The organism is Pseudophaeobacter sp. C1-32P7 (genome assembly GCF_041008775.1).
Lineage (GTDB): Bacteria > Pseudomonadota > Alphaproteobacteria > Rhodobacterales > Rhodobacteraceae > Phycobacter > Phycobacter gallaeciensis_A.
In genome coordinates this window covers 39,558-65,979 of record NZ_JAXGFR010000019.1, presented here as the reverse complement: position 1 = coordinate 65,979, position 26,422 = coordinate 39,558, and the positions used below count along the sequence as shown (strand labels likewise).

The 26,422-nt window shown below is 59.2% G+C and carries 21 protein-coding genes and 4 pseudogenes; 16 read left to right on the top strand and 9 right to left on the bottom strand.

Annotated elements, in window-relative coordinates:
- Positions 1-440, bottom strand: a pseudogene (locus SM763_RS20240) (ISKra4 family transposase); the annotation flags it as partial.
- Positions 441-605: 165 nt separating this feature from the next.
- On the opposite strand from SM763_RS20240, the pseudogene SM763_RS20235 reads away from it, so the two are divergent.
- The 3 genes and pseudogenes from SM763_RS20235 to SM763_RS20225 form a co-directional block, all read left to right on the top strand.
- Positions 606-770: pseudogene (locus tag SM763_RS20235) on the top strand (IS110 family transposase); the annotation flags it as partial.
- A gap of 390 nt (positions 771-1,160) precedes the next feature.
- Positions 1,161-2,014, top strand: a pseudogene (locus SM763_RS20230) (IS5 family transposase).
- 149 nt (positions 2,015-2,163) lie between these two features.
- Positions 2,164-3,603, top strand: a complete 1,440-nt coding sequence (locus SM763_RS20225) for a hypothetical protein (RefSeq protein WP_239368551.1) — start codon at positions 2,164-2,166, stop codon at positions 3,601-3,603.
- A gap of 346 nt (positions 3,604-3,949) precedes the next feature.
- Here the strand turns inward: SM763_RS20225 and SM763_RS20220 are convergent.
- From SM763_RS20220 to SM763_RS20205, 4 genes and pseudogenes are all read right to left on the bottom strand, one after another.
- Positions 3,950-4,474, bottom strand: a pseudogene (locus tag SM763_RS20220) (IS110 family RNA-guided transposase); the annotation flags it as partial.
- A 59-nt stretch (positions 4,475-4,533) separates the two neighbouring features.
- Positions 4,534-5,385, bottom strand: coding sequence for a TniQ family protein (locus SM763_RS20215; RefSeq protein ID WP_081731462.1), 852 nt, complete (start codon positions 5,383-5,385; stop codon positions 4,534-4,536).
- Positions 5,322-6,200, bottom strand: coding sequence for a TniB family NTP-binding protein (locus SM763_RS20210; protein ID WP_007803215.1), 879 nt, complete (start codon positions 6,198-6,200; stop codon positions 5,322-5,324). The genes SM763_RS20215 and SM763_RS20210 overlap by 64 nt, the downstream gene beginning before the upstream one ends.
- 90 nt (positions 6,201-6,290) lie before the next feature.
- Positions 6,291-7,223 carry an IS5-like element ISRhba5 family transposase gene (locus SM763_RS20205; protein ID WP_007803217.1) on the bottom strand — a complete coding sequence of 311 codons (933 nt, stop codon included), beginning with the start codon at positions 7,221-7,223 and terminating at the stop codon, positions 6,291-6,293.
- A 251-nt stretch (positions 7,224-7,474) separates the two neighbouring features.
- On the opposite strand from SM763_RS20205, the gene SM763_RS20200 reads away from it, so the two are divergent.
- On the top strand, positions 7,475-8,317 hold the full coding sequence (locus tag SM763_RS20200; protein ID WP_007803218.1) for a hypothetical protein: 843 nt from the start codon (positions 7,475-7,477) through the stop codon (positions 8,315-8,317).
- Positions 8,318-8,375: 58 nt separating this feature from the next.
- Here the strand turns inward: SM763_RS20200 and SM763_RS20195 are convergent, their stop codons facing one another.
- From SM763_RS20195 to SM763_RS20185, 3 genes are all read right to left on the bottom strand, one after another.
- Positions 8,376-8,945, bottom strand: a complete 570-nt coding sequence (locus tag SM763_RS20195; protein ID WP_007803220.1) for a PIN domain-containing protein — start codon at positions 8,943-8,945, stop codon at positions 8,376-8,378.
- Positions 8,942-9,406, bottom strand: a complete 465-nt coding sequence (locus SM763_RS20190; RefSeq protein ID WP_007803221.1) for an excisionase family DNA-binding protein — start codon at positions 9,404-9,406, stop codon at positions 8,942-8,944. Before SM763_RS20190 ends, SM763_RS20195 begins: the two co-directional genes overlap by 4 nt.
- A gap of 149 nt (positions 9,407-9,555) precedes the next feature.
- Positions 9,556-10,623: a helix-turn-helix domain-containing protein gene (locus tag SM763_RS20185; protein ID WP_007803223.1), complete on the bottom strand. Its 1,068-nt coding sequence runs from the start codon at positions 10,621-10,623 to the stop codon at positions 9,556-9,558.
- 226 nt (positions 10,624-10,849) lie between these two features.
- On the opposite strand from SM763_RS20185, the gene SM763_RS20180 reads away from it, so the two are divergent.
- The 8 genes from SM763_RS20180 to SM763_RS20145 all read left to right on the top strand — a co-directional run bounded on the left by SM763_RS20180 (position 10,850) and on the right by SM763_RS20145 (position 20,268).
- Entirely contained in the window at positions 10,850-11,731 is an 882-nt protein-coding gene (locus tag SM763_RS20180) for a recombinase family protein (RefSeq protein ID WP_368999574.1), read from the top strand.
- A gap of 366 nt (positions 11,732-12,097) precedes the next feature.
- Positions 12,098-13,297: a plasmid partitioning protein RepA gene (repA, locus tag SM763_RS20175; protein WP_028288490.1), complete on the top strand. Its 1,200-nt coding sequence runs from the start codon at positions 12,098-12,100 to the stop codon at positions 13,295-13,297.
- A complete protein-coding gene (gene repB, locus SM763_RS20170; RefSeq protein ID WP_368999573.1) occupies positions 13,297-14,265 on the top strand; it encodes a plasmid partitioning protein RepB in 969 nt (322 codons plus the stop codon). Before repA ends, repB begins: the two co-directional genes overlap by 1 nt.
- Before the next feature lie 240 nt (positions 14,266-14,505).
- Positions 14,506-15,561 carry a plasmid replication protein RepC gene (repC, locus tag SM763_RS20165; RefSeq protein WP_368999572.1) on the top strand — a complete coding sequence of 352 codons (1,056 nt, stop codon included), beginning with the start codon at positions 14,506-14,508 and terminating at the stop codon, positions 15,559-15,561.
- A gap of 106 nt (positions 15,562-15,667) precedes the next feature.
- Positions 15,668-17,836, top strand: coding sequence for a ParB/RepB/Spo0J family partition protein (locus SM763_RS20160; protein WP_368999571.1), 2,169 nt, complete (start codon positions 15,668-15,670; stop codon positions 17,834-17,836).
- Between the two features lie 99 nt (positions 17,837-17,935).
- Complete coding sequence (locus SM763_RS20155) at positions 17,936-18,409, top strand: UCP036055 family protein (protein WP_368999570.1); 474 nt, start codon at positions 17,936-17,938, stop codon at positions 18,407-18,409.
- 387 nt (positions 18,410-18,796) lie between these two features.
- The gene (locus SM763_RS20150; RefSeq protein WP_010138195.1) at positions 18,797-18,961 is read left to right on the top strand and encodes a hypothetical protein; all 165 of its coding nucleotides are present in this window, start codon (positions 18,797-18,799) and stop codon (positions 18,959-18,961) included.
- A 254-nt stretch (positions 18,962-19,215) separates the two neighbouring features.
- Positions 19,216-20,268 carry a hypothetical protein gene (locus SM763_RS20145; protein ID WP_368999569.1) on the top strand — a complete coding sequence of 351 codons (1,053 nt, stop codon included), beginning with the start codon at positions 19,216-19,218 and terminating at the stop codon, positions 20,266-20,268.
- Between the two features lie 322 nt (positions 20,269-20,590).
- Here SM763_RS20145 and SM763_RS20140 read toward each other — a convergent pair whose 3' ends face one another.
- Positions 20,591-20,770, bottom strand: coding sequence for a hypothetical protein (locus tag SM763_RS20140; protein ID WP_368999568.1), 180 nt, complete (start codon positions 20,768-20,770; stop codon positions 20,591-20,593).
- A 252-nt stretch (positions 20,771-21,022) separates the two neighbouring features.
- Between SM763_RS20140 and SM763_RS20135 the strand changes: the two genes are divergently transcribed.
- The 4 genes from SM763_RS20135 (at position 21,023) to SM763_RS20120 (ending at position 26,416) form a co-directional block, all read left to right on the top strand.
- Positions 21,023-21,427 carry a single-stranded DNA-binding protein gene (locus tag SM763_RS20135; protein WP_008335991.1) on the top strand — a complete coding sequence of 135 codons (405 nt, stop codon included), beginning with the start codon at positions 21,023-21,025 and terminating at the stop codon, positions 21,425-21,427.
- Positions 21,428-21,584: 157 nt separating this feature from the next.
- Positions 21,585-23,525: a hypothetical protein gene (locus SM763_RS20130; protein ID WP_368999567.1), complete on the top strand. Its 1,941-nt coding sequence runs from the start codon at positions 21,585-21,587 to the stop codon at positions 23,523-23,525.
- Positions 23,519-23,896, top strand: a complete 378-nt coding sequence (locus SM763_RS20125) for a hypothetical protein (RefSeq protein ID WP_368999566.1) — start codon at positions 23,519-23,521, stop codon at positions 23,894-23,896. Before SM763_RS20130 ends, SM763_RS20125 begins: the two co-directional genes overlap by 7 nt.
- 3 nt (positions 23,897-23,899) lie before the next feature.
- Positions 23,900-26,416: an Hsp70 family protein gene (locus tag SM763_RS20120; protein ID WP_368999565.1), complete on the top strand. Its 2,517-nt coding sequence runs from the start codon at positions 23,900-23,902 to the stop codon at positions 26,414-26,416.
- Positions 26,417-26,422 lie beyond the last annotated feature (6 nt).

Below are 26,422 nucleotides of genomic sequence, written 5' to 3'. Positions count from 1 at the left end.
TCGCGAAAGGAATGCCGGGACCCGAGTTCCGCATGGAGCCGCTGCAGCTCCGGGGTAGCCCGGTCAGGAAAGAAATAGGCCAGCGGAGAAATAGGTCCGCCGGGCATCGCCGCTGACCTGGCATCACACGAACAGCGGCGCAAGCGCGCGGCTTTGACCCGAACCCGCCCAAAGAGCGTGTCGAGATCGCGCGTGCGATAGTCATGAATGGCACGAACCGAGGCGCAATCCGGGCATACGCGGCTTTCTCGAATGATCTCATCGACCTGATCGTAAAGGATTACCCTCTGGATCTGTTCGAGGATCCTTTTCCCATCCTCGAGGCGCAGCCCGATCCCGTCTGGGCAGGTCACCCGGTATGGTCGAGAAATGCCGTCAAGCTGATGAGTGCGCTTCTCCCCGTTGTCGAAGGTAGTTTCGATTGTAATCCGTACGTCCATGGCAGCCCCCCATACAAAGAGCTTACCTTAGCACAGGCCAGATCACCGACGACGACCCCCATGTTCTGTCCACTCCCGATTTAAAGGCAAAATATCATATTTAAGGGCAAAGCAAGGCCGTTGATTTCGTTGGATTTCTCATCTCACAATTAAGGGCTACGCGACAGGCATGTTCATGCCGCTGCCCGGCCGGGCACATGGCTTGGCGAGATGCTGACGCGCAAGCCGCCGATGCTGGTGCGGGTCGCGCTGGCGAACAAAATGGCGCGGATCGTCTGGGCGCTGATGGCCCGAGGCGGCGCCTACCAGTCTCCGACCGCTGCGGCGTAAGCCGTCACTGGTCGCGAGGACGTCGGAGCGGAAGAGGGCAAGGAGACGTTTGGCGCACGGTCGTGAGACGGGATCGGGAGAACCAGAGCGCAACAGAGTGCCATCGAGCACGCGGCTTTGATCTGGACCCGACCTGCGAACACCATACGGGCCCGCGGCGTGATGATGGCCGCAACAGAGGCCGGATACATGTCAGCACCCGACACCGCGCGAAACTGATCCAGAAACCCTCTTGCGCAAGGGGCGGTTATACATGTTGCGCAAATGCTGTGAAGGTTTCACCTTGCGAATCCAGTCTGTTAGTCAGGCTGCATGAGCAGACCCATACCCCCGACCTACAAGACCAGGAACTGGCCAGCCTACAATGAAGCAGTCAAGCGCCGGGGCTCGCTGACGATCTGGTTTGACCCCGAGATGAGCTGGGATGCCGCGCCGACAGGCAGGCGTGGCCGCCAGCAGACCTACAGCGATGCCGCTATCCAGACGTGCCTCTCGATGAAAGTGCTGTTCGGCATGGCGCTCCGGCAGACGACCGGGTTCGTCGAGAGCCTGCTACGGCTGGTCGGCCTGAACTGGACGGTGCCCGACTTCAGCACGCTATCTCGCCGCCAGAAGACCTTGGCCGTGAACATCCCCTACCGCGGCTCCAAGGGGCCGTTGCACCTGCTGATCGACAGCACCGGGATCAAGGTCGAAGGTGAAGGCGAGTGGCACGCACGCAAGCATGGCGGCCCGAAACGGCGCGTCTGGCGCAAGCTCCACCTTGGGATCGATGAAGAAACGTTGGAGATCCGGGCCGTCGAAGTCACCGGGAGCCACATCGGTGATGCGCCCATCCTACCCACCTTCTCGACCAAATCCCGCAGGACCAGGAAATCGGTAGCGTTACGGCTGATGGCGCCTACGACACGCGCAAATGCCACGATGCGATTGCAGATCGCGGTGCCCATGCCGTCATCCCGCCCCGCAAGAACGCGAAGCCCTGGAAGACGATCACCGCCGGAGCCGTGGCGCGAAATGAGGCCCTGCGCGCGGCGAAATACCTGGGCCGCGCGCTCTGGCGACGATGGAGTGGATACCACCGCCGAAGCCGCGTCGAGACAAAGATGCATTGTATCAAGTTGCTGGGCCAGCGGCTCATGGCACGGGACTTCGATCGACAGGTCGCCGAACTCCAGGTCCGCATCGCCGTCCTGAACGGCTACACCGCGCTCGGAATACCCGTCACGGAAGCTGTGGGATAAGTCCGTCCGGGGAAAGGGGAACCTCGGCCTTAAGCCGATTTGTGCATCAGAGCCCTTGACACTAATAATTAGCTATCTATGTTTTTCCCGGCGATGGTTCCCCGGAAGAGGAGCCGGATTTCATCGCTGCATCAAACTGGAGGAAATTCATGTCACGGACAGCCAATTTGGTCGGCCCGCGTTCGCGGACCGGAATGGTGGTGCTTTGCCTCGCTCTGACCGCGGGCTTCGCCCCGCTCGCGTCGGCGCAGGAGCAGCCCGCCTTCAACGAACATGCGGGAACCCTGCCGGACGGGACGGCATGGCTGATCCGCGTGCCCGAGAACTGGAATGGTCGACTACTCAGGGATCTGGATTTCGCCAGCAACGTTTCGGTCGCGTCAGCGGTCCAGCGGTATGACGACCTGCTCGGTCGTGGCTATGCCTTCGCCGGGCTCGCCCGGCACCCGCTGCGCCTGTGGCAATACGATCCGCAGCGTGAAATCCTGAATCTACAAGCTGTTCAGGACATTTTCACGGACCTGGAGCGCGCTCCTGACATGGTGCTGCAATACGGCTGTTCTGGCGGAGGGCTCGACAGCCTCGCTTCGGCCGAGGATTACCCGGACAGGATCGACGGTGCCGCCGTGCTTGCCGCCCATACGCCGGTCTGGATCATGAGCAGTTTCCTGGATGGCTGGTTCGCCATGCAGACCCTGCTGGGCGAAAGCTATGAGGCCGCTGGGCACGGTCCGGCCAGCGATCTCGCCATCGTCGGCCTGCCCAATGCCGGAGCGGGTGGCGAGCGCAGCCTTGACGCGATCCGTGCGTCCTGGATGGCCGCCATCGAAACGGCGGGCGAAAGCCCGGAGGGCCGCGCGCGGCTGGCGCTTGCCTTCGCCATCGGACAGTGGTCGCCGTGGATGGTCGAGGGGACCGAACTACCCGACACCGCGGATGCCGGCGCCATGGCCGACATGATCGTGGCCTCGGCGCTGCGCATCGGCGGTAATGTTGGCGGGTCCTCGCGGCTTCTGTTCGAAAACGCCGCATCGGGGCAGCAACTTTCCGGGAACGAGGGGGTCGACTATGCCGCCTTCTACCAGAATGCCGCACCCGCGATGGCGCGGACGGTTGAGGCGCTCTACGAACAGGCCGGTTTGGACCTTCAGGCCGACATTGCCAGGATCGACGCCGCCCCCCGCATCGCGGCCTCGGATTATGCGCGCGATTTCTGGGCCGCAGACGGGCGCACGACGACCGGCGATCTGCAGGTTCCGGCGATCCGCATCCACATGCTGGGCGACTGGGCCATTCCCTACACGCTGATGGAAGGCTACGGCGCGCTGGTGCAGGAGCAGGGTACCGGCGATCTGTATCGGCAGTCGCTGGTCCAGGGCACGGGCCATTGCGAGTTCACGGCTGCCGAAAGCACGGCCATCGTCGAGACCCTGGTCGAACGGATCGAAACGGGCGCCTGGCCCGAGACATCGCCCGAGGCGCTGAACGCCGCAGCCGAGGCGCTGGAAACCGGGAGCGCCCCCCGGTTCATCGAACACGGTGATTGGCGCGTGGCAGCCTATAACCGGCCCTGGGTTCCGGCAGAATGAGCCGATGGGGAACTGGCGCTGCGCCGGTTCCCCCACAGGTCCGGTGGCGCAAGTCATTGGTGGACCGTCGCCAACGCGCAGTGGGCATCTCTGGCGAGGGCAAGTGTTCCCATGTCTGGACGACCCCTGCTGCGCAAGCTGGGAATTGACGCGCCTATGCCGAAAGCAGTCATGTCTACGGCCTTTGTGGTGCGGTCTAGCCGCTGGCCCAGATGAAGTCCGCGGATCGGGTCCCAATCAAAATTGCGCGCTTTCTGCGCCTTGACCCCCTGGGGTGTCCCGATCCCCGGTTCGACCGGTTTGTCATCTCTTCTCAGCTTCACGCATTCCGTCAGCGGTTCCGCGCTCAGGAGACAGGGGCCGCGTAGATCTCGTTGCGGCGCAGGAGCGCCCAAGCGATCCGGGCAGTCTTGTTGGCGAGCGCGACCGCAACGACTTTCGGTCGCTTGCGTGCTTTAAGCCCAAGCATCCAAGCCTTGCCGGCATCGCCCTGCCTTGCAAAGCGAAGCACCGCAGTCGCGCCGGAAACGAGCAGTCGCCGGATATATCCATCACCCTGCTTGCTGATCCCGGTCTGTCGATCCTTGCCACTGCTTGAGTTCGCCCGTGGCGTCAGGCCTAGCCAGGCCGCGAACTGTCGTGCCGAGCGGAACAGGCTCGGATCCGGAACATTTGCAGCAATTGCGCTGGCGGTGATCGGTCCGATACCGGGAATGGTCGCCAGTCGCCGGCTCGTCTCGTGCGTCCGGTGCCACTCGAGGATCCGTTTCTCCAGGGCCTCAGCCTGATCGGCAATCGCCTCCGCTTGGCAGATCAACGCATGGATGGCAGCCGCAGCATGGTCAGGCAACCGTTCCTGGTTCTCTCGGAAGTGGGTGTCGCCTTGCCCTTAAATCCGAGACACGGCGCGTTTTCCGGCCTTTCTTGCCCTTAAATTTGAGATGAGGTGGCTGAACCGCCGACGCGTAGTCGCATCCGCTGAGCAATCTGGTCGACGGTTGCAAGCAGTCGGGGCTCCTTATCGTAGGCGCGAAGCAGGGCAACTCGTGCGTAGACGTCGATGTCCATGCTGCACAACGCAGCCTTTACCAGTGGACGTGATTGGGCGGAGGCAATGGCGGCAAGGCAGAAGAGCCTTATGTTCGGGCGGGGGCTTTGAAGCGCGAAGAAAGGGTCTCCACATAAAGCTTTGAGTCCCATCGCGAAGGTGACCGCCCGCATGGCTCGGCGTAGTTGACGCGCGCTGCCCGACACCGCGACACGCTCCAGGATCCGTGCCCCCCGGCGGGCACGATCAACCAGCTTTTCGGAGACCGCTGCGCCATTTTGCCTGTCGGCCTTTGGAAGAAGCCGGGCACCACAAATCTGGCAGTCGAACGCCCAGGCCCTACGCCAGTGCCTGAGCTCAAGGCCGCCATCAGCGCAGCTTGTGCAAGCCTGGAACGGCACCTGTGCGGTCAACCGCATCTCTGCTTCCGGCATCGCCGCGAAAGTCATCGACGACACGAACGCTGGATCGAAGCGCGCCGCAACGGAAATCCTATCCGCGGCCAGCATGTCGAGATCAAAATCAAGGGCTGCAGCATATTTTGCGTCGATCCCGATATGGGCGAGCAGGTCTGCTACCTCGCAATGATTGGAAGCGGCCAGTCGCGATAACCAACCAGAAAGCAACTCGTCCGGCACTGGCGTCACCGATATCGGCAGCGGGATACACGTCACGCCCCAGATTTCTCGAGCCGTCGCTGAGCGTTTGCATGGCGCGACCAGACCGGTGTCCATTTTGCGATGGCATCATCAGTGACGCACTCGTCACCGCTGATGATCGCGTCGATGGACAGATCCTTGACCAAGGCAAAGATGCGGGACGTCACCCCGCCAGTTAATGCGAGGATCTGCTTGAGCGACCGCACTTGCAGATTGGATTTCTTCTCCAGCGGCATGGCCGCGATCAATGTCTGGATCATATCCGAAAACTCGGCATCATCGCGCCAATTCGGCAGGTGGTGTTCATCAAGCCGACGGGCCAGTTGGACATCGCCGCGAATGGCATCGACGGCTTCGCTGACACCGTAGCAGACCAAAGATGCCTCCAGCTCGTTGCTGAGATACCTCAAGACATTGAGGAACCGGCGCTGTTCCCTATGCGTGCCCGCAAGAAGGTTGTGGACTTCGTCGATCATGATCATCCGCAGCCCGAGGTCGCGCAAAAGGCCCACGACCCGAACTTCCAGCGAGGCAACACTCTGCGCCTTCAGGCTCAGCGTCGACGACGGGGCTCCGACGGCTGCGAGGATGTGCATATAGAACCGCCGCTCATCAGGAGCGGGTGGCGCCTGCAACAGAAGTAACGGGGTGTGGGTGACGCCCGACTCCGGATCATACTCCGGCGCATAGCGTCGCGACAGGTTGCGGGCGATCATTGTTTTGCCGATGCCGGACGCCCCATGCACCAGAAGGCCAGGCATGCGGGTCTGCCGCGACATCTCAATCAGACCATGCAGCCGGTCCAGCACTTGCTCCGCTCGGGGAAAGCCGATCCAGATGTCCGATTGAATGAGGGCGATGCGGCCGTCGTCTTCAGTTTCTGCCCTCAATTCACCAGCGCTCCACCTTGAACATGGGGCGCGATGGGCGTTGTTGCAGAAAGTCGGCCTGAGTTGTGAGTGCCCCTTTCCCATTCAGTTTCATGCCACGCGGACGACGTGGGCGGTGCCGAGCGCGTTGAAGCGATTGACAAGGGCGACCCGGATGTGGATTTCGGCGGTTTGGCGATCTGGATCCCGCGCGGCGATGCGCTCACCGAAGGCCTTCAGGCATCGCATCTTGGCCTCCACTCGGCTACGGGCGTGGTATCCGGTCCACCGCTTCCAGAATGCCCGACCGTAGTGACGCGTGGCGCGCAGGGTTTCGTTGCGCGCCTTGGCAGCCGGGCAGTCCTCTTTCCAAGCTCGACCGTTCCTTCGGGTCGGTATGATTGCCGTGCCACCGCGTGCGATGACGGCGCCGTGGCAGCGGCGGGTATCGTAGGCACCATCCGCGGTCACGGTGCCGATGTCCTCGTCCTCGGGGATCTGGCCCAACAGGTCCGGCAGGACTGGGCTGTCGCCTTCCCGGCTAGGGGTGAACTCGACGGCCCGGATATCCGAGGTGGCGATATCCATCGCCAGATGCACCTTGCGCCATTGGCGGCGGCCCTGAACGCCATGCTTGCGGGCCTGCCATTCGCCGTCGCCAAGAAACTTGATGCCGGTGCTGTCCACCAGAAGATTCAGCGGCCCTTCGGCACGGCGATAGGGGATCTGCACCTTGAGGGTCTTCTGTCTGCGGCACAGCGTCGAGTAGTCCGGAACGGGCCAGTCTAGCCCTGCCAGGCGCAGGAGGCTCGCGACCATTCCGGCTGTCTGCCTGAGCGGTAGCTTGAACAGAACCTTGAGCGACAGGCAAAACTGGATCGCGGCATTCGAAAAGACCGGCGGGCGCCCTGGGCGTCCCTCATGCGGCGCGTGCCAGGTCATCTCCTTGTCCAGCCAGATCAGCAGCGATCCGCGCTTCCTGAGCGCATCGTTGTAGCTGGACCAGTTCGTCGTGCGGTAGCGGGCGGGCTTGGGCTTGCTCATGCAGATCGTCTAACCGCATGGATTCCCGATGTGAATCCTTCACCGACTGAGTTCTGCAACAACGCCCAGTGCATCACCCAAAAAAAGGGAAACGACGCCAGACCGAGAAGCCTGACGCCGCGCTAGAAAAAAACCCCTGAACACGGTTCTTCTAGCGCAGTGTCCGAACCCCTGCAACCAGCAAAGTGTTTTTGCTGGCAAGAATGTTGTTTGCTCTCGACATGGCATCGTCTCTCTCAGGAGATACGACCATGGAACCAACGACTGGCCTGATCCTAAGGCGGATCACGCAGACAGACCTCTCTGTTTCGGCGCACAAACTGGCCACGCTCATCCTCGACGGAATTGCGTGGAAGGACGGGTATAACGGCCTGCCCCGCGGCACGGCTGCCTTCACCCTGTCCTCTCTGGCAGCGAAGATGGGCGTCTCGCGCCAGTACCTGAGCGTTCTGCTGAGTGAGCTTGAAACTTCTGAACTGAAGCTTGAGCGCGAGAAGTCGAACGGCAAGTTCGCCCCCTGGCTCTTCCGCTTCGCGGCCTTTGACGACGGCGAACAGACCCACGATCTCGTGTCAGACGGAGACGACACATCACTATCTAGAGAAGAATCTAACAAAACTATATTCACAGGACAGATCAACATTGACGGTTGCTCGAACGTGTTCCGAACATGCTGGGCCGAGCTGATCAAGGCCGCGAAGAGCGCCCTACCCTGCTGGAACGTCGATACGCAAGTGATCTGGGAACGCTTCCTTGCCTTCAACCGGGCCCGTGGGAACAGCAAGGTTCCGGCCGGTTTCCTGCTCGGCTTCATGCGCCGGTGGCGCACCTCGCTTGGAGAAGCGACGCGCCCACCGGCTCTCCCCGCACCACAGCCGGTTCAAGAGCCACGAGAGCGCGAGCTGCACGAACAGATCAAGGCTGCGCCAAGCTCGAACCGCCAGTTTCACGCGTCAGACCTGTGTCGCGTCATAGGGCAAGCGGCGTACGATGCGCGCATTGTCGCCGTGATCCGGCAGTTCGGTTGCCCGAGGTTCACTGCTACGCTTGCAGTCCACGGGCGTGCAGTCCTGGCGGGCGAAATCTCGCGGTGATGATGGATCGGGTGCCACAACTCTGGCCAGAACGTATTCAGTCAGGGCAGTTCTGGGATCAAAGCAGGTCGGCGAATTGCTCCAGGTCGGCAACCGTGGCGACCAACCCCTGCTGTGTCAGGATCGCGAGATACTCGTCGACGCTTTTGAGCGGATTCTTGAGGCGCGCGCGAACTTTCCGCAGCGCGGAACAGACCAGACCGGGCGCGAGAGACAGTTGGTTCCGGAAAAAGTCGTCAGGGTGTTGGGTCTCGATGCCAAAGGGCGCAAGTGCCGCTGGTGGGAAGTCCTTCAGGTTCTGCGTGACGATCGCGTCACAGCGCCCAACGATTGCCGCCGCCAGAACGTGCCGATCGTCAGGGTCCGGCAGTGTTAGGGCCGGCACCAATGCCTCGTAGCCGGTGACCAGACAGTCGCGTGTGGCCCTGTCCATCAAGTCGCGAGTTCGTTCCAGCGCGGCGCGCTCCCGATGAGGTTCATTGCGCAGAAGCGCATCAATCCACTCCCGATGGATATCGGCCGTCCACTTGGCCTTGAAAAGGTCTGTGACCGCCAACTGCATCAGTGCATCGCGCATCGGCGCGGGATAAAGGACGTTCGCATCGAACAGGACCGTGTACTGGCTCATTTCGAGCGGTAGCCCATGTCCTGCTCTTGAGCGTCGGCGGCCAGTTGATCGAGCGCAGCTTCACGCTCGGTATCGATCGCGGCCTTGTAGGACATCACGTCTTCCATGCGGACGCGGCGATGCTTGCCGACCTTCCGATGCGGTATGGCACCATCCTCGAGCAGCTTGATCAGGAACGGACGCGAGACGTTCAGAACCTCAGCGGCCTGTACGGTCGAGAGTTCGGCGTTCTCGGGGATGATGGTGACCCCCCGCCCCGCTGCCATCGCCTCGAGGATCTCCATGAGCAGCGATACGGCGCCCGCAGGAAGCTCGATCGGCTCCATCTGCTCGGAGTCCGTCACACGAAGTTTCAACGGCGCGCGCGCCTGGGCGAAGCGTGACAATGCCTGGCCAGAGACGCGCGCAATCGCTGCGTCCTGCGGCGTGGGCGGAAGATGTCGGTGTGCCAGCATGTTCATGGTGGTCTCCTCTCCGGTTTCTGTTCTCTACCACCATATATGAAATAAGTGCAACAAATGCATTAAGTGTTGGTGAGTTTCTGCGCGCCCTGCCGCGTGCTCGCGGTTATCGCTGCTGTCGAGTGAGCGGGTGAGACCCACGCTAACCTTCAGTTTGTCGCCTTCCACATCCTGAACCGCCCCTGTCCTGTCACCTCGCGGATCAGACCCCGCTCTTGCATCCATGCAAGGTTGCGCTGAACAGCGGCGCGACTGGCACTCGTCAGGGCCTGGGCCATTGGCGCAGAGACGAGCGGCCATTCGGTCAGCACTGCGCGCAAGGCCGGCGGCGTCCTGCCCGAGAGCAATGTCATTTCGGCTTCCGCCCGCGCCGACCATGCCTCGATATCGTCAAGGTGCCGCACCGCGGTCAGGCACGCGGCTTCCATCCCGTATAGCCAGCGTTCCAGACGTTCGAACGGTGAACCACCGGCTCGTAGTCCCCCTGCCCCGCCCATGGCCAGAGGCGTGAAGACTGCGCCTCTTCCATCGCTGGCCGCGATCCGCGCAGCTGCGACAGCCGCTTCCATACGGTCGTCGTGCTGCCCGAGCCCCGCGAGGCGCCAGAGGTGAAAGCCCGCGCAAGCGCGAGTGATCGGGTGCAGGTCCGTGGCCTGCCCCATCAGATCCAGCCAACCGCTCGCGCGATCCACGAACGGCTCGGTCTCATCACTGATGTTCTCGGGGTCGCGACGGTCGAGGAAGGCGGAAAGGTCCTGCTCCGGTCCCGGTCCACCCGTCAGTCGCCGAATCGCCCATCCGACTCGCGCCAGCGCCGCCGTGTCGTCCTGGACACCGGACAGGCGCAGCGAGATCCAGAGCGCCAGCCGGTCTTGGCTGATGCGGTCACCGGTGTGCCAGCTCAAATCTGCGGCCTCCATCAGCGCAAGCCGATGCCGCCATCCTTCCGGTCCGCGCTTCAACCGGTCGTCCAGCGCGCCGACGCGACCGGCCACACGGGCAAGACGCGCGGCCTGCCCGCCCTCTGCCTTCCGCCATTCGTCGAGGACCTCGGTTTCACGCGGTTCGGCCCGTGGTCCCGGCGGCAAATAGTCCGGCTCGTCGTCCATCGGACCGGGCAGAAACCACAGGTCGTCCTCAGACGCCTGTTCGACCTCCTCAGCATAAATGCCGAGCGCGTCGGATTCATCATACAATGCGGGGGTTCCAGGCCTCATATGCGCAAAATACAGCTATTTTGAGCTTTACCCAAGGGTTTTATCAGAGTGCGTTTGTACACCTTACATAGCACGCGCGCGCGATGGTCCGCGAGACCTCCCTGATCGCGCTCTGCGTATGGAAACCAAGGGCTTTCTGATGAACAGCGCCACAGAGCGCGCCCTTGCATTCATTTACAAACGGTCGTTTATTGATGATATCCTAAACTGCAAACGGCCTGTTTTGATGCCCCTGATCGGCTATGCGCGCGTCTCGACCGAAGATCAGACCCCCCTGCCCCAGTCGCAGGCCCTGAAATCCGCGGGCTGCGTCGAGATCCACGAAGAGCAGGCCTCGGGCGGCAACCGCGCACGGCCCGTGCTGGCCCGCGTGCTCGAGCGGATCGGGAAGGGCGATACGCTGGTCGTGGTGCGCATCGACCGTCTGGCGCGGTCGCTCTCCCACCTCCTCGAGGTCATCGAACGGCTGGAGGCGAAGAGCGCATTCTTCCGATCGCTGATGGACCCGATCGACACGTCCTCCCCGCAGGGCAAGTTCACACTGCAGGTTCTGGGCGCTGCGGCTGAGTTCGAACGCGCTCTGATCCGCGAGCGTACCAAAGCCGGACTTGTCTCGGCACGCTCAAAGGGCCGCGTCGGCGGCAACCCAGGTCTTCGCGCCAAGGACCCTGAAGCGCTGCGCAAGGTGCGGCTGGCGCGACAGGACGGCTACATGGAGCGCTTGAACGAAACTGCGCAGGATTGGGTGCCCCATGTGCGCCGTTTGCGCCCCGATATGGCTTGGGAAGACGTCCTGCGGATCATCAATGGCCCCCTGCCCCATGATCGGCGCTGGACGCAAAGCCGCCTGCTCCGCGCCGTGAAGGCATACGTGGCGGACGGATTCCTGCCCGCTGAAGTGCTTGGACGCGCTGGACGTCGCGAAACCGACGATCGCCTGCCTGCGATTGTCGCCGCAATCAAAGGTGCTGACCCGGAGATCACCTTGCAGGCAATCTGCGACCGACTGGAATCCATGCGTGAGCGCACCCCTCGCGGTCGAAACAGCTGGCAGCCTTCCTCGGTCAGAATGCTGCTGGAGCGTGCAGAGCGCCTCGGCCTTTTGTAGGCGCTAATGGTCGGCAAACCACTCTGTTCGCTCGGCCCAAATCTTCCAGAATCATCGCCTCAATTGGACGAAAACCACGTAAATATCCAACAATGCCGAGAGGTTAGTTCGCGCGAGCAGAAAATATCTCGAAGGGTGTCGGCTGCGCCCGACACGGTCTTTATCGTTGATAATCAATGCGTTATCTAGCGCACGCCCCGCGCGACCAAATTGGTGCTGTGGATAACTTTTCCACTACATCTAGTTTCTTCTTGCCGGACTCAGATGTTCGTGGCATTTCCATTCTGACGGCAAAACGCGTCAGACGTGGCTTCGACCGTCAGAACGACAAAGAGCCTTAGCAAAGGCCATGAGAGGCGGCAGAACATGGATGATCGAAATACGGGCTACGCGCAAGGCATCGGCTCTTCCGACATCGGAGCATTCGCAGACAGTCTTGCTGAGTCGCTTGACCGGCAGATGAAAGTTGCGTTCGAGCCAGAAGAACGCAAGTCCTTGCGCCGCTTCAGCTCGACCGAGGTCGCCGAGTTGCTGCGCGTTAGTACGTCGAACCTGCGCAACCGCCACAAAGATGGCAGCTTCCCAGAAGTTCACACTGACGGTCGCGGTCATAGGTTCTACACGGCCGAAGAAGTTGACGACCTCCGCAACATTTTGGCGCGGACAGGCAAAAATGCTGACGCGTACAGACCTGGCCGCCGGGACGGCGACCGTCTTCAGGTCATTTCGGTCGTGAATTTCAAAGGCGGCAGTTCGAAGACAACAGCGACGATCCATTTGGCACACAGGTATGCCCTGCGTGGCTACCGCGTGCTTGTGCTGGACCTCGACCCGCAAGCCAGTTTGACGACATTTTTCGGCTTCCGGCCTGAGCTCGAATTTGCAGAAGGCGGCACGATCTACGACGCATTGAGATACGATGATCAGGTTCCGCTCTCGGAGGTCATCCAGAAAACATACTTTCACAAGCTCGACATGGTCCCGGCTGGCTTGATGTTGTCCGAGTATGAAACCGAGACAGCGAACGCCCTTGCGCGCAGGGTTCAGCCGATTTTCGCGGAGCGTCTTGCTCTGGCGTTAGAGGAAGTCGATTCCGACTACGACATCGTGCTGATCGATTGCCCTCCGCAGTTAGGCTTCCTGACATTGACAGCATTGGCAGCATCCACGGGCCTGCTCGTGACGGTGGTCCCCGGCATGCTCGACATCGCTTCTATGAGCCAGTTTCTCAAGCTTGCTTCGGAAACGGTCAAAGCTGTCGAAGAGGCGATTGGACGGCATGTCACTTGGGACTTCGTAAAGTTCCTGATCACACGCTATGAGCCGTCGGACGGACCACAAACGCAAATGGCCGGCTACCTGCGTTCAATCCTCGCGGGCCAAGTCATGACTGAGCCGATGCTGAAGTCGACGGCGATTTCTGACGCCGGCATGACTCAGCAAACCATCTACGAGGTAGACCCGAGCCAGCTCATTCGAAAGACCATTGATCGGGCTTTGACCAGCGTGAACAGCGTTGCCGATGAGCTGGAGCAGACAATCCAAATGGCATGGGGGCGTCGCTGATGGCCCGAAATATCTTCAACCAACCTCCGAAGGACGAGAAAGCCTCGTCAGCCCCCTCCCCTGCCCCGGTCAAGTCCTCGAAGCTACCTGGCTCGGTTGGCGGATTGCGGGATTCTCTCCGGGAAATCACTGCCAACTCAATCCGAGATATCGAGCCCGACCGGATCGATATGGATGGTCTCCGGGATCGCCTGATCCTGGAAGATAGTAGCATTGAAGATCTCGCCGAAAGCATTCGCAAGCATGGTCAGCAAGTGCCGATCATGGTTCGCCCCTCTGACCAACCGGATCGATACCGCATCATCTACGGGCGTCGCAGACTTGCAGCCATTCGAAGAGTTGGTGGAACCGTCAAAGCGATCGTTCGAACGCTCGATGATGATGCTTCTCTGATCGCGCAAGGTCAGGAAAACAACCTGCGGCTGGATCCGTCCTTCATTGAAAAATCTCTTTTTATCAAAGAGATGCAAGAGGCCGGTTACAAGCCTGGCGTCATTCAGGACGCCCTAGGCCTCACCCGGCAAGGTGTGTCGAACCATCGTGTGGTCATCGAGCAGCTGCCTGACGAACTTGTCCGGCTTATCGGCCCGGCTCATGGCGTAGGTCGACGCCAATGGGGTGATCTTGCTGCACTTTCAGAGAAGGTTCCGCTTGTCGACATTGCGCGTGAGACACTTGCCTCTCTGCCTGACACCACTCCAAGCTCGGACAAGTTTCAAGCCGTCTATGTTGCTTGCTCCAGCAAGGCGCGTGGCCCAGCCAACCAAAGCGCCCGGGGCCAAACGACCGTGGTAAAGGACAATAGTGGTAGCCCTGTCGGCACACTTTCAGTCGATGGCAAGTCGATCGCTATCAAGATCACCCGCAAGGACAACCCGGAATTCGGCCAATGGCTCGAAGAGCGCGCGGAAACCACGCTGCGACAGCTTTTTGAACAATGGCAGAATGAGAGAGGCTCGGGGAGCTGATCCCCGGTCATAACCAAAAACACGAGCAGAGGAGAAAGGCGAAGACCAAAAAGAAAGAGCCCCCCAAGGTTTCCCCCGGAGAGCCCTCATCATCTGATTAGCACCTGTGATGTAGCAATCTCCGACATACCGGTCAAGAGTCACCGATTCGGTGGACGTCTTTTTGTTGCCTTTTCTCGCCAAAAAACAGCGGGAAGAGCCGGGGAAGTTGTGGGCCGCAACGGTCGTCGTTCAACAAACATGGCATTCACAAAGCTTTCCGTTCAGACCTTTGGCGTCGGCAAGGGCACCCCCGCCACGTCAACACCTGAGACCGACATCTGGGCAGTCTTCCGCGCGCTCAGAGATACTCGCAGCCTGTTAGGTCTCCGTCCAGGACATGTTCAAACGCTCCAAGCGATGCTGAGCTTTCTCAAGCCCGGGCATGGAGACACAGTCTTCGCTTCCAACGACGAGATCTGCCGTCGAGTTGGCGGGATCGATGAACGAACCCTCCGTAGGCACATCGATCGCTTTGTTGAACTCGGTTTCATGAAGCGCCACGACAGCCCAAATCGCAAGAGATACCGAGTGAAGTCCTCCGAAGGTCAGTCCATTAGCTATGGCTTGTCGCTGGCTCCGTTGCTCGCGCGTGCCGGCGAACTACTTGCGACAGCCCAAGCGATGGAAAACGCTCGTCGGGATCGCGTGTTTTTGCGAAAGCAAATCCTAACCAAACTTGCTCAGATCGACGAAGCTGACCCCGAGAACGAACTCACTCATCAGGTACGCCGAGTTCTTCGGAGGAAGCTCTCGATCGCGGAGTATCGTGCTTTGCTCGGCGAACTGGAGGCTCAATGCAAACAGATGTCCACCGCGGTGGACGCACCAGAAACAATGAAACTGCCCGCCAATGACGGGCAAACTGTCCGCCACCATTCTAAGTCTAAAAAAGAAAAAAAAGATTTAGAAAGCGGGACCGACAACGAAACACTTCCCCTACAAACGCTCACAACCGTTTGTGACCAGGCTACATCCTTCGCGACGAACTCACTTAGGAACTGGCACGATGTCGAAAGCCACGCGAGAACGCTCGCTCCAATGATGGGAATCCACGAAAGCACCTTCGAAAAGGCTGCTAGGAAGATAGGCTCTCAAAAAGCATCGTGCGCCATCTTCATAATTCTCCAGATGAGCAACCGCATTCGAGACTTTGGAGCGTATTTCCACAGCATCACGCTCGGTCGCAGAGAAACTGACTTCAACCCATCGCTGTTGTTGGAGAGGCTTTCTCGTTCTGGGGCAGCTACTGCGTGATGTCCACCGCGGTGGACATGTTGAGAGGTAGAGATGGGCTGTGAAAGGGGTGACGGGAAGTGAGATCGGAAGAGTGGCTTCCGGCGCCCGTTGTGGAGAAGATCTGATGGCGAAATCTGCCCAGAAAGTCACCCTGTCCCCGTCCCGGGACATTCCCTTCGACAAGCTCGTGCTGAGCCAGTCCAACGTCCGGCGCATCAAGGCCGGCATCTCGGTCGAGGAACTGGCCGAAGACATCGCGCGCCGCGGGTTGCTGCAGAGCCTGAGCGTTCAGCCCGTTTTGGCGGATGACGGGTCCGAGACCGGCAAGTTCGAAATCCCCGCTGGCGGCCGGCGCTTCCAAGCACTCTCGCTCCTGGTGAAGCAGAAGCGTCTGGCCAAGACGACGCCCATCCCCTGCATCGTACGGGATGCCACTTCCGCGATCCTCGCCGAAGACGACTCGCTCGCTGAGAACATGCAGCGTGCAGCCCTGCATCCGCTCGACCAGTTCCGCGCCTTCGTTGCTTTGCGGGAGAAAGGTCAAGGCGATGAAGAGATCGCAGCCGCCTTCTTCGTCACGCCGCAGGTGGTGAAACAGCGCCTGAAACTCGCCGCCGTGGCCCCTGCCCTGCTTGAGCTCTATGCCGAGGACGAGATGACGCTGGAGCAGCTGATGGCCTTCACGGTCAATCTGGATCATGAGCGCCAGGTTCAGGTCTGGGAGGCGATCCGGTCATCCTGGAACAAGGAGCCCTATCAGATCCGGCGGATGCTGACGGAAACCTCTGTGCGCGCCTCTGACCGTCGGGCCGTCTTTGTCGGCGTCGAGGCGTACGAGACGGCTGGTGGCACCTTGTTGCATGACCTCTTCCAAGGCGATGACGGCGGCTGGCTGGAAGACCCTGCCCTGCTGGATCGTCTCGTCAGCGAGAAGCTTCAGGCTGAAGCCGAAGCGATCGCGACCGAAGGCTGGAAATGGATCGAGGTCTCGCTCGACCTGCCCTATGGCTACAGCCACGGTTTGCGGCGGCTAAGCGGAGACCCGGCGCCGATGACGGATGACGAAGGCGCGGCCCATGCCAAGCTGCTTGCCGAGTACCGGGCGCTCGAAGAGCAATACGAGGGCCAGGATGAATTCCCCGAAGAGATCGACGCGCGACTTGGCGAGTTGGAAGTCGCGATGGAGAAGCTCGAGGCTCGGCCGCTGATCTTCGACGCGGAGGAGACCGCGAGGGCAGGAGCGTTCGTGACGCTTGATCGCTATGGCGAGCTTGCAGTTTATCGGGGCTTTGTCCGGCCCGAGGATGAACCTCGGCAAGATGCCGACGTCCACAGCGGTGAACAGGCGGCAGACGGGCAGGGCGCTGAGCTTTCAGCTCCTAACAGCGCGGATGGTATTGGCCATGGCACGGTGATCACCTCTGCTGGTCAGGCGCTTGGCGCGAACGTGCCCGACGACCACGATGATGGTGCGTTGAAGCCCTTGCCTGAGCGACTGGTCATGGAGTTGACGGCGCACCGGACATTGGCACTGCGCGAAGCTGTCGGGCGCTCCCCCGACGTCGCGTTGACGCTGCTACTCTTGAAGCTTGTCAACGACACCTTCCGGACGTCCAGTTCGACCGGCAGCTGCCTCGAGGCCTCGGTCCGTCACGTCTACATGTCGGCGCAGGCGAGCGATCTGAAGGATAGCGTGGTGGCCAAGCTGGTCAACGATCGCCACACGGAGTGGGAGGCCGACTTGCCGCTCGGCGACGATGCCGCGCTCTGGGACTACCTGACCTCCCTTGATCAAGGGAGCCGGCTGTCGCTGCTCGCGCATTGCCTCAGTTTCGGGATCAACGCGCTCCATGAGAAGGTGAACCCCTATGGTGCCGGTATCTCCGCCAGCGGTTTGACCAGGCGGATGACCCAGTCCGACTTGGTCGCACAGGCGGTCGATCTTGACATGGTCGAGGCGGGCTGGGAGCCGACGGTCGATACTTATCTGCACCGTGTGCCCAAGGCTCGGATCCTCAAGGCCGTGCGCGAGGCGAAAGGGGAGGGGACGGCGCAACTCCTCGAACATTTGAAAAAGGGCGAGATGGCGACCGAAGCCGCGCGTTTGCTGAAAGGAAGCGGCTGGTTGCCGGAGGTTCTTCGCCGTCACGACCTGGCGGCGCTCGATGCCGAAGACGGGCAGGGGGTGTCTGAGCCCGTTCCCGGCTCCGAGCAGGCCGAAGAGGTCGACCTTCCCGCCTTCCTCACCGCTGACTTGCCGAGCAATGAAGCATCGATAATGGCCGCGGAGTGATCTGGACCATCCGAGGGCGGGGAAACCCGCCCTCGATCACATAAAATACAATAATATCAATAAGATGAATGCAATTTTGTGCATTCAGGATGAGGAATCATGTCTGCAACCACCATTCTCGACACCGCGCCCCTGGGGGCGCTCATTCGCTACACCGACAACAGTCCGAAACCGCCTGCGCGGTTCACGAGGAAGCTCGCGGCCTGGGAACGCTCGAACGGCGTCGGCCGTCTCGTCAAGAAGGAGCCGCCGCGACCCTATCCGACCTGGATCGCACCGGCGTCGTTCACGCTGCACGAGGGGAACTTCTCTTCGGACGGGGGCATCCTCGTCACCATCATGCGAACGCATTCGGCTGACAGTGCGCTGACCTTCGAGGTGGCTGAGGAGCCGAAGCCCGGACAGGTGCGCGTCCTGCTGAATTTCGGCGGTTGCACGGAGCTGCTCCACCTGGCCGAGTCTGTCACGGCTGCCGAACTCTGGATCTCTAGGGAAGGCTATCGCAACGCGCGGCTGGAGATTGTCGGCAGCGAGGACAGCGATAGGGCAGGGGAGGCGGAGCTTGCCGCCTGAGCCAGTGTAGAACCCAAGGGGCCCGCCCAAGCGCGGGCCTCTCACCCATCACGACCCTGTCCTGCGAGATCGCGAGCACCATAGGATTCAATCCATCACGGAAAGAGATCTTCACCCAAGAGCCTGCCCGGGAGGCTGGCAGCGATAGCATCAGCGGAACATCAGGCTCCAGTCAGCGGTCGCACCATCCCCCGCTCGCCATTCCCTTCCTTGCCCCGAATCCCGTCTTCGAGATCAACCCGCGAGGGGTCGGACTACGGGCGAGCCCGTGCCGCCGGGTGGATTCGGACGAGCCGAACGCGCCCGGTGATGTCAGCCAGTCTTCAGGCCTGCGGGGGCCTGTCGCGCGGGGGATGGTCCTCCGCCTCCAAGACAGGAGCCAAACAGATGTCCCGCAAAGATGCTCACGCCTTCGCCGCTTCCCTCGCCGCCACGCTCATGGTCTCGATCGTCGTCTTCCAGGCAGGTGATGGAACCTATGGCGCCGTCCCGGCAGATGAAATCGACGGAGACGAAGTTCAGGTGGTGGGTGAAATCGACCCGTGGGCGTGAAGCCCACGGGATCGAAGACGGCTCGGGTTCGGAGCAAGGCTCCGATCCGGGCCTTTCGGCTGTCCACCGTTCCGGCCGACCGGCAGAATGAGCCGACGATGGTCGGCATGCCTTTGCATTAAGAAAACAAGCTCGAGCGTCAGCCAATCTGGCTTTGCCCAGACATCAGCGTTGAATTGAAGTGCTATGAATGCAGCTTGAACATCGTCAGGGTTCGTCGGACACTGCGTTGTATTTGGTTCAGGTCACGTCGCATGCTCTACAAATCATTGATTTCCTTATACGGTTCATCGCTTGCGGGTAGATCGGCTCCTGCTGACGACCTGGTTTGGCACTTTACGCCGTCCGAGGATCTGAGGCTTTTTCGCGAGTATGCGCTCGATGCCCTACAGCAGGCAAAAGTATACCTGCTCGACCATATGGCTGCAGCCTATGCCGATACACTTCATGACGCAGTCGCCAAACAGGCTTCGGAAACCGGTCTTCCCGCAATGGCCATTCTGGGTGAGGTAAAGCTCCCCGCCGACGTTGTTTGGGTCGAATTTGACGATCGAGAGCTGGGTGTCGCGCGCTTTGAACGGGCTTCACCTGTAACGAGACATGACGACAAACCCATAGGCACTGGTCTACGCGGCTATCTCATCGATGATCGAAACAAGGGTCACTTGCGCATCACGATGTTCCATCGCCGCGAGAATTCGCGGGTTGTCGACCCAATCTGCGCTTTGCTTGTGAAGCGAACTCCGACAGGCGATTTGAACTATGACGACGTCGAAGTCGAGTTGAGCCGTTCCATGGTCGAATTCCGTGTGCGGAGCGGTGATACGATGGAAATGATCAACGATCGGCGCACGGTGCACCAAGTTGAAACAGGTTACGATCTTTTCATCCCCTACGCGCTCTTTGCGATGCTGGTTTCCCCGGACTTGGGTGGCATAATTCCCACGGAAAACGAGACATTCACGGCCAAGGATGCAAAGACCGCTCGAAAGTTCGGGAAGTCCTGGATTCTGGGCGCGCAGAAATCCCATCTTACAATCCGCATTGGTCCGCAGGCCGCAGCTCACATGCAGGAGCGGCAGGCTCGCCTTGAGTTCGAGCGTCAGGTCCAGGACGGGCGAAGCGGCCCTGTTCGCCATTGGGTGAGCGAACATGAGCGGCGCTATCGCAGCGGTAAGGTTGTGTTGGTGAAGGGGCACCATAGAGGGCAATTGCATGCGCCTAATCTGCCAACGCGTGTGATGGGACCAAAACCCGACGCAACGATTTTCGAGCTGGACGCAGTTGATCCGACCAACCCAGACTGAACCCGGAGTTTTCCATGCAGCCACGTCGTCCGCCGTCAATCTATCGCCGCCACATCGACGAACAGCCGTAGTTTCCGGCCGTGACCGAGCTAGGTCGGCGCCAAGAGCTCAGGGCGCCCGAAATCCGACGATACCGGCACACAAGCGGTTTCCGCTCTCCCTGATCAGTTCGGCCAGGAAGTGGTCCATACCGTGGCGATGGCTTCTACCTTGGTGCAACCTTTCGCCATCTGCCAATCCGGGACCGTCGAATTTACCCCTGTGACTTCCTTCCGCATTTTCTGCAGAGCGTTGGGCGACAACGTCCCGAGATCGCAATCAGTTAGTGGGTGCGGTCCGTGTCCTGAATATTCCGGTATCGATAGCCCGTCGCGGCAAGGCCATTCATTTCCCAGTAGGGAAGGGCAGGGGGGCGAGAGCCGGTGATCGACACTTGCGCCGCTGGTGGTGTGCCGGGCTTTGGGTCAAACAGTCCGATTGGCAAGGGGACATGGTCTGGCATGGGCTCCCCGCATCTCTCTTTCTCCTAGGCCATCCCTTCGACTGACAATCCCCTAATCCCGTTCGGTCTCCTGCGCGCAACCCCGCGTCAGTCCGGGCCGTGTTGGCCGCCTTTGGCGTCCTGCCCGCTCCACCCCGGTCCTCTGGGGGTGTCCGGTGTCCATGCTGTCCACCGTGCACGCGTCATCCGACGGGCTTTTTCAGGGTCTTGTCGAAGGGACGGTCCCGAAGACAGGACACACAGGAGCTTATCATGCAGAACATCGTCATCCTCGCCGGCAACATCGGTCAGACCCCCGAAGTCCGCACCACCCAGAGCGGCACCAAGATCACCAACTTCAGCCTCGCCACCTCGCGTCCCCGCCTCTCGGAAGGCCGTGTGATGCGCGACGAAAACGGCTACCGGGTCATGGACACCGAATGGCACCGTATCACCTGCTTTAACGGTCTCGGCAAGACGGTCGCCGAGCATTGCGAAAAGGGCATGAAGGTCCTCGTCCACGGCCGCATTCACTACACCAAGTGGATCGACAGCATGGGGAACGACCGCTACGGCTGCGAGATCATCGCCGAGAAGGTCGACTTCCTGAGCCGCCCGAAGTCGGCCGAGAACGAAAACCCCGAGCTGGTTGACCGCGACGACGAGATCCCGTTCTGAGAACGGGGTCTTCCCCTCGGGCCCGGCGGGGATAAACGCCGGGCCCACGTACTACCGCAAGTCAAAAACTCCGACTGGAAATCGGATGAAGCCTGCCCGATGATGCACTACAACCAAACCGCACCACTTGTTGGGAGCCTGCCAGCCGGGCGTGATCTTGAACTTGAAGGATAATACTTTGGAAAGCGCGAATTTCAGCATTTTCTTGAACGCATTTTCAATTCTAAAGGCCGGTTATGCATCAAACCACGCTGAGATTTCCGATCTAGTCGAGGATGCTGAGTTCGATGAACAACATTCTCAAGAAATCATTCAGCGATCTCAGCAGGCCCTGCTGTCCCCGATTGCCCGCCTGGATCAAGAATTAAGTTGGCTGCCAGAGCTCAGCACTACGCAAATTAATGAGATTGGTTCCTTGTTGGAGGCGGGGAAGATAACCGATCTCCGTGAAGCAATTGCATTTCTCCCCGATTTGCCAAAGGCCAACGTTCTCGCGCATTTGTGTGGCACCGAATCTGCGGACGAAACGCTCCTGCAAGACCTACTTCGTGCTTGGGATGATGTTGATCAGTTGGCTCTATTGGAATTCTTAAATTCTCAGCGCCAAGCGGCCGACTTCCCAAAAATCGAAAGCAGCCAACTTGCGGCGTCGATCAGAGTTCTAGAAAGCACTCATGCGCGAAGCGCTGCGCTGTCCGTGTGGCGATTGGATGAACCCGGAAAGGTGATGGAGAGGCTAGTTGAGGCGGAGCTAAAGAGGGACCGGGCAAGCAGAATATTGGCCGAGTTTGTTCGTGAATACGATATCTTGAGCGAACCCCGCCTGGCGAGGATTAGTGAAGCTATTGATCAGCAGATCGAACTTGCCCGTCAACCGAGACAACAGCTAGAGGCCGTGACGAGTGAAATCGCTGAACTCCTGCGGCAGTGGGATGATGTCAACCAGCCCGTTCAAGTATTTGAGCAGCATCAAGGACATGAAGAAGGTCGGTCCAAGCAAATCTACGAAAGACTTCGATCGCTATGCCTCGAGCTCGCGAACGAAAGAGGCGAGTTTCGTCACGCAAAGCGGTTGTCTGAAGCGCTGTTGCACACGTTTCCAGAGCTGGAATCAGTTGCTGAGGTGCTCAAGGGTGATGTCGAGGCGCTGGAGAACCTCGATGAACAGCAGAAGAAGTTTTCAGTGCTGGAGCCGCTTGTTGCCGCTTGTGAGGCCGCCAAATCACAAGTTCCGAAGCTGAAGTCGGCGTTGCAAAGTTCAGGCTTTGCACCAGCGCGTAAGGGGGCCGTGAAAGAAATCTTTGCAGCGTTCGATACCGCCGCAAAAGCTCCAGGCACCGGGGATGCTGCATTCCTTGTTGTTCGAGACCTTGCGTTGTTCGTGAACAACGATCGGAATGACCCTGAAACGGCTTTCAGGTTGATCGACGGGCTGATCACGTATCGCGGAGCGAAACCGTCCCAAGATGTGAGTAGTAAACTTGATGAAGAGCGGTCCGTGCTGCATCGCAACTGGAAAATGCCAGAATTGGATCGGCAGTCGGGCAATCTCGGCGGAATGGCGAAGGTCGTCGATGAAATGCTCAAATACGCAAAGGGCAATGATCGCGCCGAGCTGGTGCAGCTGAAGTCAAGGATTGAGCGCAAGCAAGCTGGCAAAAAAGTGAAGTGGTTGATCTATGGCGGTATCGCGGCTGTCATTGGTTTCTTTGTTATTTCCGATGAACTTGATAGGCCCACCTCACGAACATCCTACCAGCCTACAACCACTTATCAGCCTTCGACACCACGGCAGACCACAACTAGCCCAAGTTCAAATACAAGCGCCGAAACAAGGCCACCTGTTGGTCAAGGCCTCGCTCTGAACAGAGCACAAGTGCGATATTGTGTTTTTCAGGGCGAGCGGCTCGAGGCTATGAGGTCTTTGACTACAACGAACTATCAGATCAGCCAGTTTAATGCGCTCATTGATGACTACAATTCGAGGTGCTCAAATTTCCGATACACAAGCGGTGTGCTGAGTTCAGTGCGCCGAGAAGCTCAAGGAAAAACCGCTGAATTCACGGCGGATGCACGAAGGATTGTTGCCTCATGGTAGATGGTAGAAAAAATGAAATGAAAATTGAAAGCGTTGCTCAACTCTGTGTCGAATACTGGAAGCTTGCGGCTGCGACTGAGAAAGCGTTGAGTGGCGTACTTGCCAGTGATGGAAAGCGCTTAGAGGCGCAGTTGAAATTTTCCAAACGCCAGTTGGACGTCCTCCTCCAAGATTTGGGATTGAGACTAGTCGACTTTTCAGGTGAGCGTTTCCATCCTGGCTTGGCGGTTTCGGTCGATAATTCAGGCGATTTTGAAGAAGATGAAGCACTTGTCGTTGGCAAGACAATAGAACCCACAGTCATGTCCGACATGACTGTTATCCGGCTAGGGCGCGTGATCGTTGCGCCAGTTGAACAAGAAAAGGAATAGGCTGTGTATCTAGGTATCGATCTCGGAACATCGAACTCTGCTGTTGTTGGGCATGTCGATGGGGCGCTCCGTCTCTTTAAGACTGCCGACGGCACCGATGTGCTGCCAAGCGTTATCTACCTGGATAAGCGCGGACACCGGTTCATCGGAAAGACGGCTTATGACCGTTTGCTCTCTGCGCCAAAGAATGTCGCGCATGGCTTTAAGCGTTCCATGGGAACCAAGAATCCAATTTCCCTAGCTGGAGAGAACTGGACCCCGGTGGAGTGCTCGGCAGAGATCATCAAAACGTTGGTTGGTCAGGCCATGACTGAGGCCGGTTCGCAAGAAATCGAAGGCGTAGTCATTACGACACCGGCCGCGTTTAATCAGATGCAGAGCGAGGACACCATTTCAGCCGCGCGGCTCGCAGGGTTGGAAAAGGTCAGCCTGCTGCAAGAGCCGGTTGCTGCTGCTTTGGCCGCAATCTCCAACAGCAAGCAGAAAGACGGCGTTTTCCTTATCTATGATCTTGGCGGCGGGACATTCGACCTCGCCCTCGTGATGAGTACCGCTGGCGTTGTTAACGTTGTTGCCCACGAGGGCATCAATATGCTCGGCGGCAGAGACTTCGACAGGATTATTTTCGATAGCGTCGTCCGGCCATGGCTTTCGCAGAATTTCAGCCTGCCAGCCAATTTTCAGGCCGACGAGAGATACAAGCATCTTGCCGATGTCAGCAAACACGCAGCTGAAAAGGCAAAAATCCAATTGTCTGCATCTGAAACAGCTTCAATCTTTGCCACTGAAGATGAGGTGCGTGCTACTGATGAAAACGGCGAAGAGATTTACATCTCTATCGACCTTTCCCGCGACGAGATGACTGAACTGGTTCGCGACCGGATCGAAGATTCAATTGCTTTGTGTCGGAAGATCATCGCCGCAAACGGCTACAAGAACGAAGACATCTCGAAGATTGTGCCGATCGGCGGACCTTCGAAGATGCCCATCATCCGGGAGATGCTGGAAGCAGAACTTGCTATTGCTGTAGATAGCGGACTGGACCCCATGACCGCCGTTGCCACCGGTGCGGCGATATTTGCTGAGAGCCGAGAATGGGAAGGTAACAGCTCCACTCAGAAAACATCAAAGCACCGGGAAACAGTCACAGGTGACATCAGTCTTTCGTTGGACTTTAAGTCCCGCGTCTCGTCCGAAAGCACAAAGATCCGGGTTAAACCTGCGGGCGAAATTCCCAGTGGCTTCGAACTCGAAATCCTTGATGAAGAAGGCTCGTCTTCTGGTCGGATACCGTTGAACGGTCCGCTAAACGTTGGTGTTAGCGTTCGAAAGAACGGCAAGAACCGATACATGGTCAACGTTTTCGATCAGACCGGTAGCAAGGTTGAAAGCGCTTCACGAGAAATCAGCATTACGCGAGCCGAAGCCAGCGCGGCTAGCGTTCCGATGACCTACAACCTGGCCGTGAAGGTTCAACATGGCATGGTTGGGTATGAGCGAAACAAGCTGGACGTATTGGTCAAGAAGGGAACTGCGCTGCCAGCGCAAGGTCGGCAGAAATTTCGTTCTGGCAAAACGCTCATTGGCGGGGAAGATGACTTCATTGCGGTAGAGTTCTATGACATGGCGGATGACGTAGACAGCCCGGAGCACAATCTTCACATCGGCAACTTCCGCCTGAACAGCCTAGATGAGTTGGAGCGGGGAGAGCGGATCAACCGCGGCGACGAATTCATTATTGACTGGAAGATGAGTGACAATGGCACGCTGAGCTTTGCTGTCGAACTGCCTGCTCTTGGCAGGATAATTGACGCTTCGAATCTTTATCGCCATGACGACGGTGGGATAAACTACGAAGGTGAACGGGGCGCAGAAGTCGCGGCAACAATGCTTTCTCGGGTAGAAAGTGATCTGCAAGAGCTTGAAAGTGCATTGGAGCACGATCCTGACCCGTCCGGTAGCATTCGGAAACGTATCGAGCGGCAGCATGCGGCGCTATCCACCTCTGTGGATGCTGACACCCATCGTTCCGTGGCCGAGGAAGCCCGGAAACTGCGCCAGGACGTTGCTCTATTGAAGATGTCCCCTGAGAATGAAGAACGTGTGCTGGCGGATGAGGCTGCCAAGGCCGAGCTGTCGTTTGATGAGTTGAGGAATGTGGCACAGCCCGTCGATGCGGAACGACATGACAAGCTGCTTGTCACGGCGCGTCGGTCAATTCGTGAGAAGAATTTCGATTCCGCGCGACGATCGCTGGGCGAAATGCATGGCATCCGAATGAAAGTCCTGGCGGAAACCCCAGATTTCTTGATCGAGATTCTGAAACTTCTTGCAACAGAGAGGCATCTGGTCGTTGACGAGGGGCTGCACGAACAACTTGTCGCTGCTGGCGTAGAAGCTGCTAAGGCCGGTGATGTAGATCGGCTAAGATACGTGATAGGTCAAATGATGAGCAACAGAGTGTCCACGGGCGCTGATGCAGCCGACATTGTCGAGCTAGCACATCTTTTGGGTTCTTAAACCGTT